The 17,564-nt window shown below is 45.8% G+C and carries 11 protein-coding genes; 1 reads left to right on the top strand and 10 read right to left on the bottom strand.

Going from position 1 to position 17,564, the window contains the following annotated elements:
• The first annotated feature begins 7 nt into the window (after positions 1-7).
• On the top strand, positions 8-1,918 hold the full coding sequence (gene selB / locus dnm_RS06345; RefSeq protein WP_207681848.1) for a selenocysteine-specific translation elongation factor: 1,911 nt from the start codon (positions 8-10) through the stop codon (positions 1,916-1,918).
• A 287-nt stretch (positions 1,919-2,205) separates the two neighbouring features.
• Here selB and dnm_RS06350 read toward each other — a convergent pair whose 3' ends face one another.
• The 10 genes from dnm_RS06350 to dnm_RS06400 form a co-directional block, all read right to left on the bottom strand.
• Complete coding sequence (locus dnm_RS06350) at positions 2,206-3,504, bottom strand: HlyD family secretion protein (protein WP_207681849.1); 1,299 nt, start codon at positions 3,502-3,504, stop codon at positions 2,206-2,208.
• 5 nt (positions 3,505-3,509) lie between these two features.
• Positions 3,510-5,894 carry a peptidase domain-containing ABC transporter gene (locus dnm_RS06355; protein WP_246556231.1) on the bottom strand — a complete coding sequence of 795 codons (2,385 nt, stop codon included), beginning with the start codon at positions 5,892-5,894 and terminating at the stop codon, positions 3,510-3,512.
• Between the two features lie 310 nt (positions 5,895-6,204).
• Positions 6,205-7,818 (bottom strand): TolC family protein, encoded by a 1,614-nt coding sequence (locus tag dnm_RS06365; protein WP_207681850.1) that lies wholly within the window; start codon positions 7,816-7,818, stop codon positions 6,205-6,207.
• Between the two features lie 1,172 nt (positions 7,819-8,990).
• Entirely contained in the window at positions 8,991-10,142 is a 1,152-nt protein-coding gene (locus dnm_RS06370) for a glycerate kinase (protein ID WP_207681851.1), read from the bottom strand.
• 25 nt (positions 10,143-10,167) lie between these two features.
• Positions 10,168-11,283, bottom strand: a complete 1,116-nt coding sequence (locus tag dnm_RS06375) for a hybrid sensor histidine kinase/response regulator (protein WP_207681852.1) — start codon at positions 11,281-11,283, stop codon at positions 10,168-10,170.
• Positions 11,284-11,489: 206 nt separating this feature from the next.
• Positions 11,490-13,040 carry a response regulator gene (locus dnm_RS06380; RefSeq protein ID WP_207681853.1) on the bottom strand — a complete coding sequence of 517 codons (1,551 nt, stop codon included), beginning with the start codon at positions 13,038-13,040 and terminating at the stop codon, positions 11,490-11,492.
• Positions 13,041-13,049: 9 nt separating this feature from the next.
• Positions 13,050-13,829 carry a sensor histidine kinase, YfiR-like protein-associated gene (locus tag dnm_RS06385; protein ID WP_207681854.1) on the bottom strand — a complete coding sequence of 260 codons (780 nt, stop codon included), beginning with the start codon at positions 13,827-13,829 and terminating at the stop codon, positions 13,050-13,052.
• Between the two features lies 1 nt (position 13,830).
• The gene (locus dnm_RS06390; protein ID WP_207681855.1) at positions 13,831-14,583 is read right to left on the bottom strand and encodes a YfiR family protein; all 753 of its coding nucleotides are present in this window, start codon (positions 14,581-14,583) and stop codon (positions 13,831-13,833) included.
• 12 nt (positions 14,584-14,595) lie between these two features.
• Positions 14,596-16,707 (bottom strand): TonB-dependent receptor plug domain-containing protein, encoded by a 2,112-nt coding sequence (locus dnm_RS06395; RefSeq protein ID WP_207681856.1) that lies wholly within the window; start codon positions 16,705-16,707, stop codon positions 14,596-14,598.
• Positions 16,708-17,104: 397 nt separating this feature from the next.
• Entirely contained in the window at positions 17,105-17,308 is a 204-nt protein-coding gene (locus dnm_RS06400) for a cold-shock protein (RefSeq protein WP_207681857.1), read from the bottom strand.
• Positions 17,309-17,564: the final 256 nt, after the last annotated feature.

Consider the following 17,564-nt stretch of genomic DNA (forward strand, 5'->3'; position numbering starts at 1 on the left):
CTTACCATTGAAACAGATTATTCTTGGAACAGCCGGACACATTGATCATGGAAAAACAAGTCTTATCAAAGCAGTGACCGGTACCAACACAGACAGATTAAAAGAAGAACAACAGCGCGGCATCACCATTGAACTCGGTTTTGCATCTTTGGACCTTCCGGGGGGACAGCATCTTGGCATTGTGGATGTTCCGGGTCATGAAAAATTTGTAAAAAACATGGTCGCAGGTGCCAGCGGAATTGATCTTGTCGCAATGGTGATTGCGGCTGACGAAGGTGTGATGCCCCAGACACGGGAACATATGGAAATATGCAACCTTTTAGGCGTGAAGCATGGTCTTGTGGTCCTGACCAAAACCGATCTTGTGGATGAAGAGTGGCTGGAACTGGTGCAAGAGGATATCAGCAGCTTTGTTGAGGGAACCTTCCTGGAAGACAAGCCTGTTGTGCCGGTGTCATCTGCCACTGGTGAAGGGATATCGGAATTTGTCAACATCCTGGACGACATGAGCGCCATGATTCCCACACGCTCTTCCACAGGATTGTTCCGCCTTCCTGTTGACCGGGTATTCACCATGAAGGGATTTGGCACGGTGATTACCGGAACCCTGATTTCAGGGCGGGTCAGGGTGGGCGACACCATTATGATATATCCTTCCTGCATTACCTCAAAAGTCCGGGGGCTTCAGGTGCATAATCAGAGTGTGAATGAAGCAGAAGCCGGGATGCGGACAGCCATTAATTTCCAGGGACTTGAAAAAACCGCTGTCACCCGGGGGGAAGTCCTGTCCAATCCGGATGCCTTAATTCCCAGTTACATGCTTGATATGTCGCTCCATTTCCTTCCCAGCAACAAAAAAGCCATAAAAAACCGGACCCGTGTGAGATTTCACGCGGGAACCAGCGAAGTGCTGGGCAACCTCATATTAATTGACCGAGAGGAACTGGAGCCAGGGGAGACACTTGTGGCCCAGCTCCGGCTGGATACCCCTGTCGCAGTTGTCAAAGATGATAAATTTGTCATTCGCAGCTATTCCCCGGTACGCACCATTGGCGGCGGACATATTATCAACCCGATTCCCCCGAAACATAAGCGGTTCAGACCCGAAGTTATTGAAGGACTGCAACAGCTTGTTGACAGCCCGCCAGAGGAGATCATTGCCTATCACATTGACCATTCCGGTTATAAGGGAGTTTCTTTTTCCGAACTGAAAATCATGACAAATCTGCCTGAAAAACAGTTGGACAAAACCTTGCAGGAGCTTTTGTCCAAAAGAACCGTGATTCGGACGGACAAGGAAAAACAAATTTGTATCCATCATAACAGCTTTGAAAAACTGAAAAAAGAGATTCATAATTATCTTGACGGGTATCATAAGACCAATCCCCTGAAAGTCGGCATGTCAAAAGAGGAACTCAAGTCCAAATTTCCCGCGGTGGTGGGTCCGAAGCTTCTGAACCTGATGCTGAATCAGATGATAAAAGACAAAGAGATTGTTCCTGAGGAAGACATCATTCGGCTTTCAACCCACGAGGTCTCCCTGGGGGTTGATCAGGCGGATGTCAAAGAGAAAATCCTGGAGGCTTATGTGAAAGGCGGGCTGACCCCTCCCTATTTCAAAGAACTGGGCAAAACTTTAAGTCTTGATGCGGTACGGGCCAAGGATGTGCTGATGATTCTTGTGGGGGAGGGAAAGATCATCAAGGCAAAAGAAGACCTGTATTTTCACACAGACGCAATCAATGAGTTGAAAACGAAAGTCACAGATTTTTTCCTGGCGCATGAGGAAATGACAACACCGGATTTTAAAACCATTGCCAGTGTGTCACGTAAATATCTGATCCCACTGTTGGAATATTTTGATTCAAAAAATATAACCATCCGTGTGGGTGATGTTCGGAAACTCAGAAGCAGGTAATTCAGAAAACCCGGCAATGAATTGCCGGGCTATTTTCACTGGTCCCTCCGGGACTAAAAATTGCTCCTCCCAGATTTTTAAGACATCCGTCTGAGCCATGATATATAAAATCAAAATATTATAATAGGTTACAGCAAATAATTTCTGCCACTCCCTTAATTTTATGAATCCTGGTTCGGACATAAGAACCAAACGAAAATCAAAGCCCAAAGTTTATATCCGGAACTGGAACACCGCCCAGATTTTCTATCTGGCGGGTTTAACACTTAACACCTAACACCTAACACCTATTGAACATTCCTTTTCAAAAGTGATTTCACAGGCCCCAGGATTCTTTCCAGCAGCCGGATATCCTCAGTAACGATCTCTGCTGTTCCCTGCATTTCCTGGTTAAAAGGCAATGTTTTCCCATAACTGCTCCGCAGTCCCTTGGGAAAGCCCACTTCCGCAATATAATGATCCTTCTCCGGTATAAGAGATATCTGTCTGACCTTTCCTCTGACCGTGCCGTATTCCTCGTGAGGATAGTTCGCAAGCTTGATGATCACCTTTTGTCCGGATTTCACCTTGCCCGCACCCTGAACCGGCAGAGTGACTTTTCCAATAATTTCCAAACCCGCGTCAGGCACCACCGTCATCACGGCCTCTCCGGCCCTTGCATTCTGGTTCACGCTCCAGTATGTCGTGAAAGTCACGGTTCCGTCTATGGGAGAAGTCAGCACATACTGATGCTCCCATGTCTTGATCTGACTGATCAGAGCATCATAAGCCCGATTCCCCTCTGCTTCCAGGCGCCCTTTTTGTTCCTGATATTGCAGATTCAGATCCAGCACTGATTTCTCAAGTTCCGATATCTGAATCTTTATATTCTCCAGACTCGATTCAGCGCCCTTGATGGAATGTCTCTGCTGAAGCAGCGAACTTTTCAGACTTTCGATGTCCCGCTGGGCAATGAAATCCTTGTTCTCCTCAAGAGAATACCGGTCATACTGATTTCGGCTCAGTCTGAACTGCTGTTTCAGCAGTTCCAGCTGGTTCTGCGCCTGTTGGTATAATCGCCCATGTTTTTCGATCTGTGCTTCTATGCTGTTTATCTTTTTGTGATGATAACCGAGTTCCAGAAAAAGCCGATAATCCGCATACTGTCTCAGAAAGCTGATATAGGCGGTTTGCAGTTCTCCCAATTTGTAATCTTCCCGAAACTTTATAAATTCAGGCGCATCCGGGCCTGAGACAAATCCTCCGAACTCGTCCAGCTGTTGCTTCAGTTCCATGACATGATGGTAATCCGCAGGACTGCTGATGACCGAAAGCATATCATTGCTGCGGACATGCTGACGATCCTCCACAAAAAGATGCTCGATCTTCCCGCCTGTCTTGGGCACCACGGCCGCGGGCGGATGCCGGGTGGTCACGACAACAACAGATGAAATCACATCCGGATATCTGAAAATCCAGCTTCCGACCAGCAGAAGCACAAGGATCATAAAGATGACCGTGATCCCCCATCGGGTGATCCAATGGGGGATGTAGCCGATGATATCCTGTACCAGTTCGCTTCTTAATTCAAAATTCTCATGAGGCATGGCACCTAGTTTCCCAATTCCAACTGATTCTTCACAAGATGATAATAGCTGCCTTTCATCTCAGTCAGTTCCTTATGCGTTCCGAGTTCGACGATCCTCCCCTTGTCCAGAACCACAATCTGATCCGCATTCTTCACCGTGCTGAGACGGTGGGCCACGACGATCACGGTTCTGCCTCTGAAGAACTGTTCCAGCTTCTCCATGATCACCTTTTCATTGTTCGCGTCCAGCGCGTTGGTGGCCTCGTCAAAAAACAGATATTCCGGGTCCTTATACACGGACCGGGCAATGAGGATGCGCTGTTTTTGCCCCTGGCTGAGTCCCTGTCCTTCACTGCCGATCTTTGTCTGATAGCCCATGGGCAGTTCATTTTCTACAAAGTCCCGAATATTTGCCACTTCTGCCGCATGAAGCAGTTTTTCCTGGTCAACGATTTCATCTGTTATGGCGATATTCTTTGCAATGGTGTCGGAAAAAATGAACCCCTCCTGCATCACCACCCCGCATTTTCCCCGCCACATCCGCATACTGAGATTATCCAAAGCATATTCCCCGAGCTTTACCTCCCCTCTGAGTACCGGATAAAAACCAAGCAGCAACTTGATCAGCGTGGTCTTTCCGCTTCCGCTCATTCCCACGATGGCCGTGACTTTTTTTTCAGGGATGTGCAGGCTCAGGTTTTCCAAAACATACTCGGATTCCGGTCCCTCGTACTGAAAGAAGAGGTTTGAAACCGTGATGCTTTTGTCTTTGGGAAGAAGGGTAATCTTCTTCTGATCCGGCGATTCCTCATCCTCTTTCAGATGGATCTCACCGAGGCGCTCCATGCTGATTTTGGCATCCTGGGCAATACGAAGAAAAGTGGCCATTTGTTCGATAGGACCGCTCAACTGTCCGATGATATACTGCACAGCCAGCATCATCCCCAGTGTCATGTCTCCGTCCATGACGGATTTCGCCACAAAAAAGGTAATGAGAATGTTCTTGCTCTCATTGATAAACATCGCACCAAGCCCCTGATACTGCTCCAGGGCCAATGATTTGACATTTATTTTGAACAATTTTGCCTGGATGTTCTCCCATTCCCACCGTTTCTGTTTTTCGCAGTTGTTCAGCCGTATCTCCTGCATGCCTGTGATCAGTTGGATCAGATTGCTCTGATTGCTCGACATCTGGGCAAAATGCCGCATATCCAGTTCCCGGCGTTTTTTCATGAACAGATAAATCCAGAGCATATAGAATGCGCTGCCTATGAAAAATATGAAAAAGACCTTGAGGTTATAAAGCATCAGCACAAATCCGAAGACCACCATGTTGATCATGGAGAACATGATGTTCAGGGTGGAGGTGGTCAGAAAGGACTCGATGCGTTCATGATCCCCGATCCGCTGCATGATGTCCCCGATCATTTTGGTATCAAAAAAACTGATGGGCAGTTTCATCATTTTGATCAGAAAATCAGAGATCAGGGAAATATTGACGCGGGTGCTGACATGCAGCAGGATCCACCCGCGAATAAACTCCACGGATGAGTAGCTGACAAACAGCGCAAACTGGGCAATCAGCACCAGAAGAATGAAATTGAGGTTCTGACGATGGATTCCGTAATCAACAACGGCCTGGGTGAGAAACGGAAGAATCAGTTGGAGCATGCTCCCCGTCAGCATTCCCAGGAAAAGCTGCACGAGGAATTTTTTATAAGGCGTGAGATAGGAAAACAGGAAGGACAGATGCGTCTTGTCTGTGGCCTCATCTTCGGATTCATAGAAAATCGGGGCAGGTTCGAGGATCAGGAGAATGCCTTCGCCGCTTTCCGCGACAACCGCTGCCTCCTCATCATCCTCTTCCTGAATGTCATCCTCGGAAATCAGCCCGTCTTCAACCATCTGAGGACACGGATCGCCCCTGAGCCGGGCGATCTCTTCCTCCAGTTCCCGGATCCGTTCAGCCTGGCCCATGTTCATTTCCAGCAGTCTTGAAATGACCGGATCGTTTCTTATGTCACCGCGTTCGTTTGTATTGAGCCAGCCTGCTGAAAATTCCTCCCGGGTGTATTTCACAAGCCCATGGCCCGGATCAGCGACATGCACCCAGCCTTTTTTTATTTTATAAACAACAACAAAATGCTGCTGTTTCCAGTGGGCAATGCAGGGCAGGGGGACTTCGCTTTCCAGCGATTCAAAATCCGCGATCACCCCTGTGGAGCGCATTCCCAGAGATTCGGCAGCGTCACTGATTCCCAGCAGAGAGACACCCAGCCGTGTGATAAAACATCTGTCCCGAAGGGTCTGCAGGGAATAGGTTTTGCCATAATGTTTCGCAATCATCCGCAGACAGGAGGGGCCGCAGTCCATTGCATCCAACTGTTTGTAAAAAGGGAAACGAGACATAAGCGTTTTTGCTGACAAATGTTAAGAATTATGAGCAGATCGAAAACGACTGAAAAATCAGGTCCAGTTCGTAGTTCCGCCTTCAGGCGGTCTCTGTGAAATAAGGTCCAGTTCGTAGTTCCGCCTTCAGGCGGTCTCTGTGAAATAAGGTACAGTTCGTAGTTCCGCCTTCAGGCGGTCTCTGTGAAATAAGGTACAGTTCGTAGTTCCGCCTTCAGGCGGTCTCTGTGAAATCAGAGAGTTGCACCAGCATGACAGACCGCCTCAAGGCGGAACTGCGAGCTTTTTCAATCTGCTGATTCTTTGGTCTTTAGAATTCTTCTGCCCCGATGGCGTGTCTTTCCAATGTCATGCCGGTCACTCTGTCCAGATGGATCAGCGCCAGCTGATAGTCAATGACAGCGCTGATGGTTCTCACTGCCGCGTCAGTGAGGTCTCTCTGATACAGCAGCACATTGTAGCTTGTGGAAAGCCCGAGTCCGAATTTCCTTTCCTCCGCGGAGAGTTTTTTCTCAGCGAGCTGTTTTGACAGGGTTGTCGTGTGATATCGCTTATCCGCTTCTGTAAGATTGTCCAGCGCGGTTCGGACATCTGAGAGGATATTCTGTTCTGCCTGAAACAGCCGGGTCCGTGACCTGCGGTTTTCATACAGGGCTATCTGATGAGCGGCCTTGTCTTTTTTCATCCCCCAGGGGAATTCCAGGCTGATGCCCAGGCTTCCGGAATAATCCTCACCGGACCCTGCGTTTTCGTATGCTTTGCCCCACGATTCCCCCAAGCCGTTTACGCTCAGGGTCGCGCTGAGATCGCCAGTGGGAAGCGTCTGATTTTTGGCATAGACCACATTGGTTTCCGCGTTTTTGATGTCCAGCTTTGCAATCAGATAATCGGTTCTGTTTTCAAGGGCAGAGAGGAAGAGACGGTTTTCATCGAAAACGGCTTTTTCATAAGTCGGTTTTTGAAGAAGTTTTACTGTGATGCCAGTTTCGCAACGCCCGAGGATGAAATAAAGCAGGCTTCTGCGCCGGTTTCTCACATCGTTTTCCGCGATAATGACCCATTCCTCTCTGGCTGCGACTTCGGCATCGGCCTGGAGCGTGTCAATGGACGCGATATGCCCGATTTTTGCTCTGCCTCTGCTGAGTTCTGAAAACTTTTTTGCCAGTTCAAGGGATTTTTTCTGAACGTCCAGTTCCTGTTGGGCCTTGTAAAGATTCCAATAAAGAATCTGGGCCTGTGAGATCGTGTCAATGGCCGTCTGTCTCAGCGTCAGTTCCGCTATTTTATGATTGTTGCGGCTCAGGGAGATGTTCCGGGTATTCACTTCCCTGCCCCTGTTTTTCAGGAGCGGCAGGGTCAGGGTCAGGTTTGCAGATGTTGCGTATTCGTCGGTTTCCCCAACCGTGTTCACATCGGTTTTGGATTTTGACGCGGAGACCCCCACCGAGGTCTGAATACCGGATGAGAATCGTTTTCCAATGGCCGCGCTCATCTCCTCGCCCCGTGAGTCAATCTCGGACAAGTCGGTATCTGCGTAAGTTCTCGTCAGTGTTCCCCCGAAACTCATATCCGGATCAAAATCTGCTTCGGCCGCTCTTACCTGCTCTTCTGAAATCCGGGGGGCGAATTTCTCAATTCTGAGGTCCAGGTTGTTGCCAAGGGCTTTCCGACTCACATCGGCAATGGTCAGTTCAATTTCAGTGCGAGCCTCCTGACTCACATTTGCAATGGTTGCTTCAGCCTGAGTGTGAGCCTCCTGACTCACATCCCGGGAGGACGGATTCGGAGACTGAGGCAGTGTGCGGGTTTCAAGGCAAATCTCTTTTGAGGCATGATTTGCCCCGAGTGCAATGACAGGGAACAAGATGGTCAGGCCAATCGCCGGGAACAATGGGAAACTGAAAATAAAGCGCATAAAGACCATAATAAATCAGTGTACTCTTTTTTTGACGGCCGCACGCCCGTCAGGTTCCGGATATTCCTCATATCCTTCTCAAACAAAGCCCGCAGATCAAATCCACATCACTGAGGCGATTTCCGGAAAAGAAAATACTGGCTTTTTCAGTTCGTAGTTCCGCCTTTAGGCGGTCTGTCATGCTGGTGCAAGTCTCTGATTTCACAGAGACCGCCTAAAGGCGGAACTACGAACGGGCTCGTTCTTGGAAATCGCCTGATCTGACACACTCTCTGCATTTTTCGGCCATTAATGATGAACGCGGGATTCCGGTCGTCTTGTTTTCCTTCATCATCGTACTTAACCCCTTGCGAGTGTAAACAGACAAATGAAAAATACTGAAACCTGAGACTTGGAAATTGAAACCCCGGTGTATGGAACTGTTATGCAAAATATACGCCATACTGCTTACAATATATTGATTACAGAGCCTTTTGGGGAGGCGGCGGATTCCGGGTCAGAAAAGATGGGAATCCTGCCGATTCCTGTCATTTTTAGCCCGGAATGACAGGAATTGTGAACGTCGAAGTCCCTTGCTGGCTAGTTCCCCGAAAGATAGTTGTTTAGAATTGATTATATGAAATGATGCCTCATGTCAAGTGCCAAGAGAGAATTTTTGGCTCTCCGGTAATTGCTTTTAGAACTTTTATTATATTAAAACAGTATAATACTATAGGTTACAATATTTGAAAATGCACAAAAATTTTTTCGCATTAATTCGATGGTCAGGTTTTTTTCCGGCTGGCTGAATTTACTGACTAATTTTCTGTGCGGGCCCCACCCGTTTTTTTGCCACGAAGGCACGAAGACACGAAGTTTCACGAAGTTTCTGTGGGTGATTTTTTCGGATAAAAGGCGGGACCCACCCGTTTTTTTTGCCACGAAGACACGAAGACACGAAGTCTCACGAAGTCTCTTTGCGGTTCCTCTGTGTCTCTGTGGCTGATTTTTTCGGATAAAAGGCGGGACCCACCCGTTTTTTTTGCCACGAAGGCACGAAGTTTCACGAAGTTTCTTTGTGGTTCCTTTGTGTCTTTGTGTCTTTGTGGCTGATTTTTTTCGGATAAAAGGTGGAACACACCCCAAAAAATGATACGCTTTCAGCACGAAACAGTCAGACCGGGCAATAAGGACAAGTAAATTCAGAGATAATGTTTTGCCGCCCTGATCACCCGCATAAGCTGTTCTGTCACCTGAAACAGAAGACCTTCTGCCTCCTGTATCGCCATGTTCAAATCCATGGGACGATTCACCATGCTGATCATGCTGTCAATTCCGCAATCATGCACCTGTTCCGCCCCCTTACCGATTGCCCCGACAATTGCAAATACCGGGACATTATATTTCTTCGCCAGTTTTGCAATGCCCGCGGGGAGCTTTCCATGAACAGTCTGATAATTGATCTCGCCCTCTCCGGTGATTACAAGATCAAATTTTTGTTTTTCAAAAAGCCTTTCCAATCCGATGGCCTCTGCGACAATATCAAACCCGGGTTTCAGTTCCGCGTCCAGAAACGCCATCAGCCCGGCCCCCAGCCCTCCTGCAGCGCCTGCTCCCGGGTTATCTGCGACATTTTTATGCAGCGTTTTTTCAATCACCGCATTAAAGCGGGTTAATGCGCGTTCCAGAATCGGCAGCATTTCCCGGGTTGCACCTTTCTGGGGACCATATGTGTAAGTCGCGCCCGTATCGCCAAGCAGAGGATTATCCACATCACAGGCCACCAAAAATTTTGTATGATCTGTTCTCGGATCCTTTGAAGTTAGGTCAACAGATGAAAATTCCAGCAAACCCTCTGCACCGCGGAGAATCGGATTTCCTCTTGCATCCAGCAGGCCAAAGCCCAGGGCCTGAACAGCACCTGCTCCGCCGTCATTTGTGGCACTGCCGCCAATCCCCATAATAATGGTGGCGCATCCCATGTCCAATGCCTCTCTGATCAGTTCACCTGTCCCGTAACTTGTTGTTCGTAAAGGATTTTTTTCTTTATCAGGAACCAGGGGCAACCCTGAAGCGCTTGCCATCTCAATAACTGCTGTTTTTTTATCTCCCAGGATGCCAAAATGGGCTTTCACCGGTTTTCCCAAAGGGCCGGTAACGGTTTTATGTCTTATCTCACCGCCGGTGTTCAGTACTAATGACGCAACAGTGCCTTCGCCCCCGTCAGCCAATGGCATTTTCGTAACAGCCGCGTCCGGGAACACAGAAATAATTGCTGTCTCGGCAATATCGCAAAACTGTCTGGCAGTAAGACTTCCTTTGAATGAGTCCGGAGCAATTAAAATATTCATCATTTTTTCCAGCATCAGATATCAAATATCAAGCATCAAGTTTCAACCCGGTTTTAGGCAAGGTAAACTTAAAATCACTCCCTTTCCCGAATTCGCTCTCAATCCATATTTTACCAGCGTTTCTCTCCATAAATTCCTTACAGAGTATAAGTCCCAGACCAGTTCCCTGTTCATTTGCTGTTCCGAGAGTGGAATGGTGAACATCTGTTCTGAAAATTCTTCCGATGCTTTCCTCGGTTATCCCAAGCCCCGTGTCGGAGACTGTTACTTGTTCATAATTTCCGTCAGTTTCAGACATGAGCCTGACCTCTCCGCCTTCCCGGGTGAATTTGACAGCATTTGACACCAAATTTCGGATCACCATTGTCACCATATTGGGATCCGCATAAACCATTGTGTCCTTCTCAATCTCCGAAATCAGATGAATTTTTTTATTCTGCGCAGCGGCTTTGAGCAAAGAGACATTTTCAAAAGCGTGTGTATATAAATCAATATTTCCGGGTTTCCACTCAATCTTCCCCATCTGCATTCTTGACCAGTTTAACAGGTTTTCCAACAGCTTATACCCATGGTCAGAAGACTGGTAAATCATTTCAATGAGTTCTTTCTTCTTCTCTTCCTCAAATTCCTCATATTTGTTAAGCAATAATTTTGACAACCCCACCAACGCATTAAACGGATTTTTCAGATCATGGGCAATAATGGAAAAAAATTTATCCTTTGTGGCGTTGGCTTCCCGCAGATTTTGCTGACTGCGTCTTAACGCCAAATGCGTCTTTACTCTGGCTAACAATTCTTTTTCATTAAACGGTTTGGTCACATAATCCACGGCCCCTGTGTCAAACCCTTTTATCGTGCTTTCACTATCACTCTTTGCCGTGAGGAAGATAATGGGCACGTTTTTGCTTCTGGCATCCTTTTTCAATCGCTCACACACCTCAAATCCGTCCATTTCCGGCATCATGATATCCAGGAGAATTAAATCAAAATCATTGGCCTGGGAAAGCGTCAGCGCGGTGGCCCCGTTATTGGCAAAAAAAATATTATAATTCTGTTTCTGCAAAATACTCCCTGCCAGTTGGATGTTTTTGGGAACATCATCCACAATCAGAATTTTGAAGTTTCTGTCGTCATTATTGTCCATAAGGATTATCCTTTCAAGAGTGCATTCACAGCTTAGGGAAGTGAAATAAATTTTCAGCACATTTTTTCAGAGGCCGTAAGGCAAAATTCATGCCAAGATTTCATTTCAGTACGCCTCTGTGGTTTGGTTTGAAATAATTTCCCAAATCGCAAATACGCCCCCTTCCGAGAATGTTGAAGTGTCTGACGAATACAGGATTCAGGCACTCATCCACTTAACATTCTGATCTTTTCAACGATCTCCGTATAGGATTTCAGGGTTACATCTATGTTCTCAATATCAAACATTTTTACCTGCAAAATCAGATCATCACTGAATTTTTGAAAGCTTTTCAGCGAATATTCCTCACCAAAGACTTTCATTTTGTCACCAAAATCCCGAATATCAGCAATACTGTTATTTTTGCGGACAGATTCCCATAACGGCGTAAATTCATTTTCCAATCTGTCAATTATTTCAGGTAGTTTCTCCAATGTATCAGGAGAAAATTCTTCTTTTCCGCCTTGTTTTCCCGATGTTTCGGATTCTTTTCCAATGGCTTCTTTTTTTGAATGCCTGAGATAACGTGACAACTCCCGGAACAGATCCGACCGGTTGACAGGTTTGATCAGAAACCCGTTAAATTTGGTGCGCATGATTTTTTCTTTATCCTCTTTCATGCCGGAAGCAGTCAGGGCAATGACAGGTATATGCTTTATGTCCTCATCCTCCTTGATCCATTTTGTGGCTTCATATCCGTCCATACCGGGCATTCTTATGTCCATCAGAATAACATCGGGTTTATATTGTTTGGTGAGCATGACGGCTTTTTCTCCGTCCTCAGCTTCAAGGGTGATAATATTTGTATCATATAAAAATTCTTTTACCAATTCACGATTGGTTTCAATATCGTCAACAATCAGAACTGCGGCCTCTTCAAATAAAAGATTTTCATAGTCAAAGGTTTCCTCTGTCTTAGATTTGGCAGGCGTTGCGGAAACAGATACATTATGCAGAACGATTTCAAAAACACTCCCTTTGCCCACTTCGCTTTTCACAGAAATGTTTCCGCCCATCATCTCCACCAGCCGCTTTGTAATTGCCAGCCCCAGCCCGGTTCCGCCATACCGTTTCGTACTCTGGCAGTCCTGCTGTTTGAATGCGTCAAATATTGTCTCCTTATATTCCGGGGCAATGCCGATGCCAGTATCCTCAACCGACATAAGTAAGTCAACACGGTTCTTATCATCCTTTTCTGCACAGATTTTTTTAGCAGAGAGTTTGATATATCCTTTTTCGGTAAATTTGACAGTGTTGCCGAACAAATTAAATAATATCTGCCTTAAACGCACTTCATCCAAAAACAGGCTCTGAGGAATGTCTTTGGCAATATCCACAATAAACTGAAGACCTTTTTCAGAAATTTTCAGAGAAAAAATGTGTTTGATTTCATTAATAATAGAATAGAGATTAACCGGCTCGTACTGAAGTTCCATTCTGCCGGCTTCAATCTTAGAAAGATCAAGAATATCATTAATCAGCGTGAGCAGACTTTTTCCGCTGGATCGGATGGATTCAAGATAACTTTTCTGTTTCTGATCCGTAACAAGAGAATAAAGCAAATCTGTGAAGCCTAACACGGCATTCATGGGAGTCCGAATTTCGTGAGACATATTGGCCAGAAACTCGCTTTTGGCACGGTTCGCAGTTTCAGCAGTCTCTTTGGCTCGGAGTAATTCGTTGTTTGTGTCTTCCAGTTCAGCAACACGGCTGCGCACTTCTTTCTTTCACCTGTGAAGGTATTCCTGATGCTGTTTCAGTTCATTTTCCCGATGTTGTCTCAGTTCACGTTCCTGTGACTGAATCTCGGCCAGCATTTCATTGAATCCGTTAACGAGGATGCCGATCTCATCCCGATAGCAGTTGCACTCGGCACGGACTGAATAATCTTTTTCTTTTGAAATAATTTTTGCGGTTTCGATCAGTTTTAAAATCGGTTCGGAAATCACACGCTGGAGCATGTTTGAGAGCATAAATGCCACGAACATAGCCACCAGCATGATGACCACAAAGATAACGCCGGCCTCTTTCATCTTAAAAAGCATCTCTCCGAGATCATATTGGATGAAAACCGTTCCGATGGTCTCATCCTCAAGACGGATTGGCTCAAACAGAAACAGATATTCTTTATGTTCAAAATTTTTAAAATAATGACCAGACTCCTGATATTCAGGCGGTGAGATATCCGGTGCCACATCATCCCGAAAATAGGTGGCAAAAACCTCTCCCTCTCTGTCATAAATACAGGCAGAGAAAACATAAGGCATGGTGCGTAACGCTGTCAGATTTTTTTCCGCTGTATATTGATCATTAAAGACCAGTGTCCCCTGGCTGTTCATCCCTATCACCTGTGTCATACTGGAAAGGCTATATACCAGAGAATGGCGATATAATACAACATCCTTAACGACAAAGGCCACAGAGGCCAGGAGCAGGGTCACGCCGCTGGTGAGCATGATGATGAGTATAAGTTTGCGTTGAAAAGAAAGATTTTTTAATATTCTCATGTTATTCACGCTCCTCTCTGAAAATTTCCGCTGACATCAGCAGCTGGGATCTCAGCTTGAGTCCGGCCCGGTTTGCCGCGTCAATATTGATTCGAAAACGAAGACGATTTTTTTCTGTAAAAAAATTAATGATTCCGCCCATCCGTTCAAATCCTTGAAATTCCCCTATGGTCAGTATATTCTGATTCTTTGCCGTATTTAAGACATCCAGAATAAATTCTTTATTCTCGGAACATATAAAAAGGACATGGCAGCCTTGGATATCTTTGTCATTATTACATTCTTTTATATCCAGTTTCCTGCCTCGGACATTTTTACCGCCTAAGATACGAAACGCCTCATTTTCACTGCATCCGGGAATTTTAAGTCCGAGAGAGGAAATTATATCATTAAAAAAACTGTCTGATGCGATACAAAGGGCAAAAGGGCTGGTGCTGTTTTGAAAGGTTTTCCGGGGCCATTTGGTAAACTTTATGAAATTATAGATAAAACCTGCCTTAACGTGGTATTCATTTCCTAATACAAATTTTCCATGGGAATGAGAGGAGTGTTTCATACGACAAAAGCGGTCCGGCTCTGATTTCGGAAGAGATCGTGACCGGATATGCTGATCGGATCGTTCTGTTTTCGGAGGGCGGCCTCGTTCCTGCGCGTGAGTCTGGAAAACAGTAAACACCATAAGACATAAGATTATTATGACCGGCATCCGGAAGAATATTCTGAACAATTCACCTTTTTGAAACTTATTGTGCATTGAGTATATCTCCTAAAAACGCCATGACAGTCTGAAATAGACGCTGCGTTCAACCTCGAAGGGGGAAAACTCCTGATGCTGTCCGTCAAGAAGGTTCTGTCCCACCACTGACAGTTCAAGATTTTCCATTGGTTTCCAGGCCAGCCGGACATCCAGCGTTGTATAGCTGTCCACATTTTTTTCAGAAAGGGTATCCACATAGCGGAGCCATGCGTCAAGCTCAAGCTGATCCGTAATATCCAGGGAGGAACGCAGGGAAAACTGGCTCCCGGGATTGCTTTTTTCCTCAATATCTCCCTCAAAATCGTCCGTGATGAGATCATCATTATGAAGGAGTCTGGTTTTCAGATAGCTGTATGAAGCTTTCATCCGCCACTGCCGAAGGGGATGCCAGTCCGCGGCCACCTCTGTTCCGTGCGCTTCGCCCTCCATAGAATTTTTATATCTGTAAGGAATGATGTAATGCGGGAAGGGAGCTGTTTCCAAGTACAGCTCATCAAAATCAAGCATAATCAGTTTATCGTAGTTATAGTAAAAGGCTGTCATATCCAGCCGCAGAGTGTTTGTCGGCTCCAGGCGATAGCCAACTTCATAAGCCATGAGGGTTTCGGAACTCAGTTCATCATTCCCCAGAAACATAAACACGGCCGGGCTTTTGGAATATGACGTGTCAGAAGCCGATTCTTTTATGAAGGAACCTGAGGGCGCTATGCCCACAATTTCCCTTAACCCCTGTTCGATCCTGGATGGCGTTCTGACTGCCCGGGAGATTGCTCCCCATAACGCATGCTGTTTACCAGGTATCCATAAAAGCCGAATACTGGGCTGTACCTCAAATCCCATGTAATCATTATATTCAAATTTCGAGCCAATGGTCAGGTTCAGACGCTCCGGGATGAGCTGAACTTTATCCTGAACAAAAGCGCTATATACATGCTGATCAAGCTTTAACGGTTCCATGTCAATTTGGAAATCCTGAATGTGCCCGTTTTTAATGGAAAACTCATCCGTAATAAAACGATATCCCAGGCCCCAGACAATTTCGTGCTGAGAAAAATTAAACTTATGTCTGAAATCAAGGTCAACGGTGTCAATGTAGGCACTGCTAATATCATAATCTTTCTTTGTGTGGTCATAATACAGTTGCAGTTCTGTATCCGATGTCTCTGAAAATGTATGTTGCCATCTGCCCAGGAGGTGGCCGCCGGCAGCCTCGGAAGTATCATTCTCCCGGGTGTAATAGGGCGGAGTCAGTGAGAATCGGTCAATTTTTGTATCATAACGGTTTGCATATGCTTCGCCCTGAAGGGTCAGGGAATTTGAAGCCATTGCTGTTTCCGGTTCCCGGTCAATCCGAAAGCCCCCTCTCACCGAACGCCAATTGTCATCCGAGTTCCCCCCTCTGTTGTCTTTGGAGAATCGTTCCCGGCCGAAATATTTCACATAAGTCCGGTAATAGGTATCATTGCCCAGGTTCCCTCCATAACGGATGCTTCCGCTTTCTTCTTCAGTACCGCCCAGGACAAGAAATTGGCCATCCTGAGTGTCTTTTGTGCTTTTGGTGATAATATTGATGACCCCGTTAACCGCGTTTGCGCCCCAGATGGCTGCTCCCGGCCCGCGGATGACTTCGATACGTTCAATATCTTCCAATACAGTGTCCTGAACATCCCAATGCACACCTGAGAAAACAGGTGAATAGACACTGCGCCCGTCAATCAGCACGAGAAGATTTTCAGAAAACTCTTCATTTAAGCAGCGTATGGTGACAGCCCACTCTGTGGGGCCGTTGCGTGCGACTTGTACTCCCGGTGCCAGGCGCAGGGCATCCGGAATATTGGTGGCACCGGAACGGCGGATATCCTCCTGAGTGATCACATAAACCGCGGCAGATACCTCAGAAAGTTTTTCCAGCTTTTTCGATACTGAGATGATTTCAACATTTTTCAGTTCTTCCAAACTAAACTCAGTAAAATCAACCACAGACTCATTGTTCGGTTCAAGGTCATCTGCCCGGCAAATCAGCGGCAGCGCACCTGGAATACATATATTCAGCAAGAAAAGTAAAAAAATACAACGTGACCATTTGTATGAAATACGAAAGATTAAAATATATATTATCATAACTATACCATTCTGTTAAAATTAATACTCACAATTCACTGCCATAATGTTATGATATCGTTTTTCAGATAAACGGGCATGACCTGCCGGTCAAAACGAAGCATGAAAAATGTCATTATTTATTGTGAGCGGCAGGTCATAGCTGTTTACATGAAAAAATGTCATAGCGTGTTTGAAAAGTCCCGCGGGCACAGGATGTTTGTAGTAGTCTCCTCCAAAGACGGCATATCTGGTGCGACGCAGACAGATAATATTTTCATGCTATAACATATACCGTTCTTATGGGACTCGTTAAGTGTCAGATTTTTAATTATTCGGTTTTTATATCGAATTCAAACAAAAAAGGCATCCCGCCTTATCTTGACAAGATGCCCCTCATAACCGTAATCGTCGTAAGTTAAATCTTACTGACGTTTCTTGCGGCGGGTCCCCGCTCACCTCTTTCCACCTCAAAAGTCACGCTGTCACCTTCTGCAAGGGTTCTGAAGCCAGGCATGTTAATGGAAGAATGATGAACAAAAACATCTTCCTCACCATTGGTTTGTTCAATAAAGCCAAAACCCTTTTTGTTACTAAACCATTTCACTTTCCCTTCTGCCATAATACAGCCTCCTTCTAACTAAAAAAACTAAAAAAATTTCTATCATGGTCCCAGGTTTCAGACCGATGCTCTGGTAGGACAAACGATCACTTCAGAGTAAAACCAGATAGTTTATATTATATTTTAAAAAAAAAGAAAAGAAAAATATTGATGAATGGGTTTAGTTTTTCAGATGCTTTTAATTACAGATAGTTATAATTTTTTTTCAAAACAGCCCCTGGTAATTTCTATGACACTTATGATCATGAGGCCAGAA

The organism is Desulfonema magnum (assembly GCF_017377395.1).
Lineage (GTDB): Bacteria > Desulfobacterota > Desulfobacteria > Desulfobacterales > 4be13 > Desulfonema_C > Desulfonema_C magnum.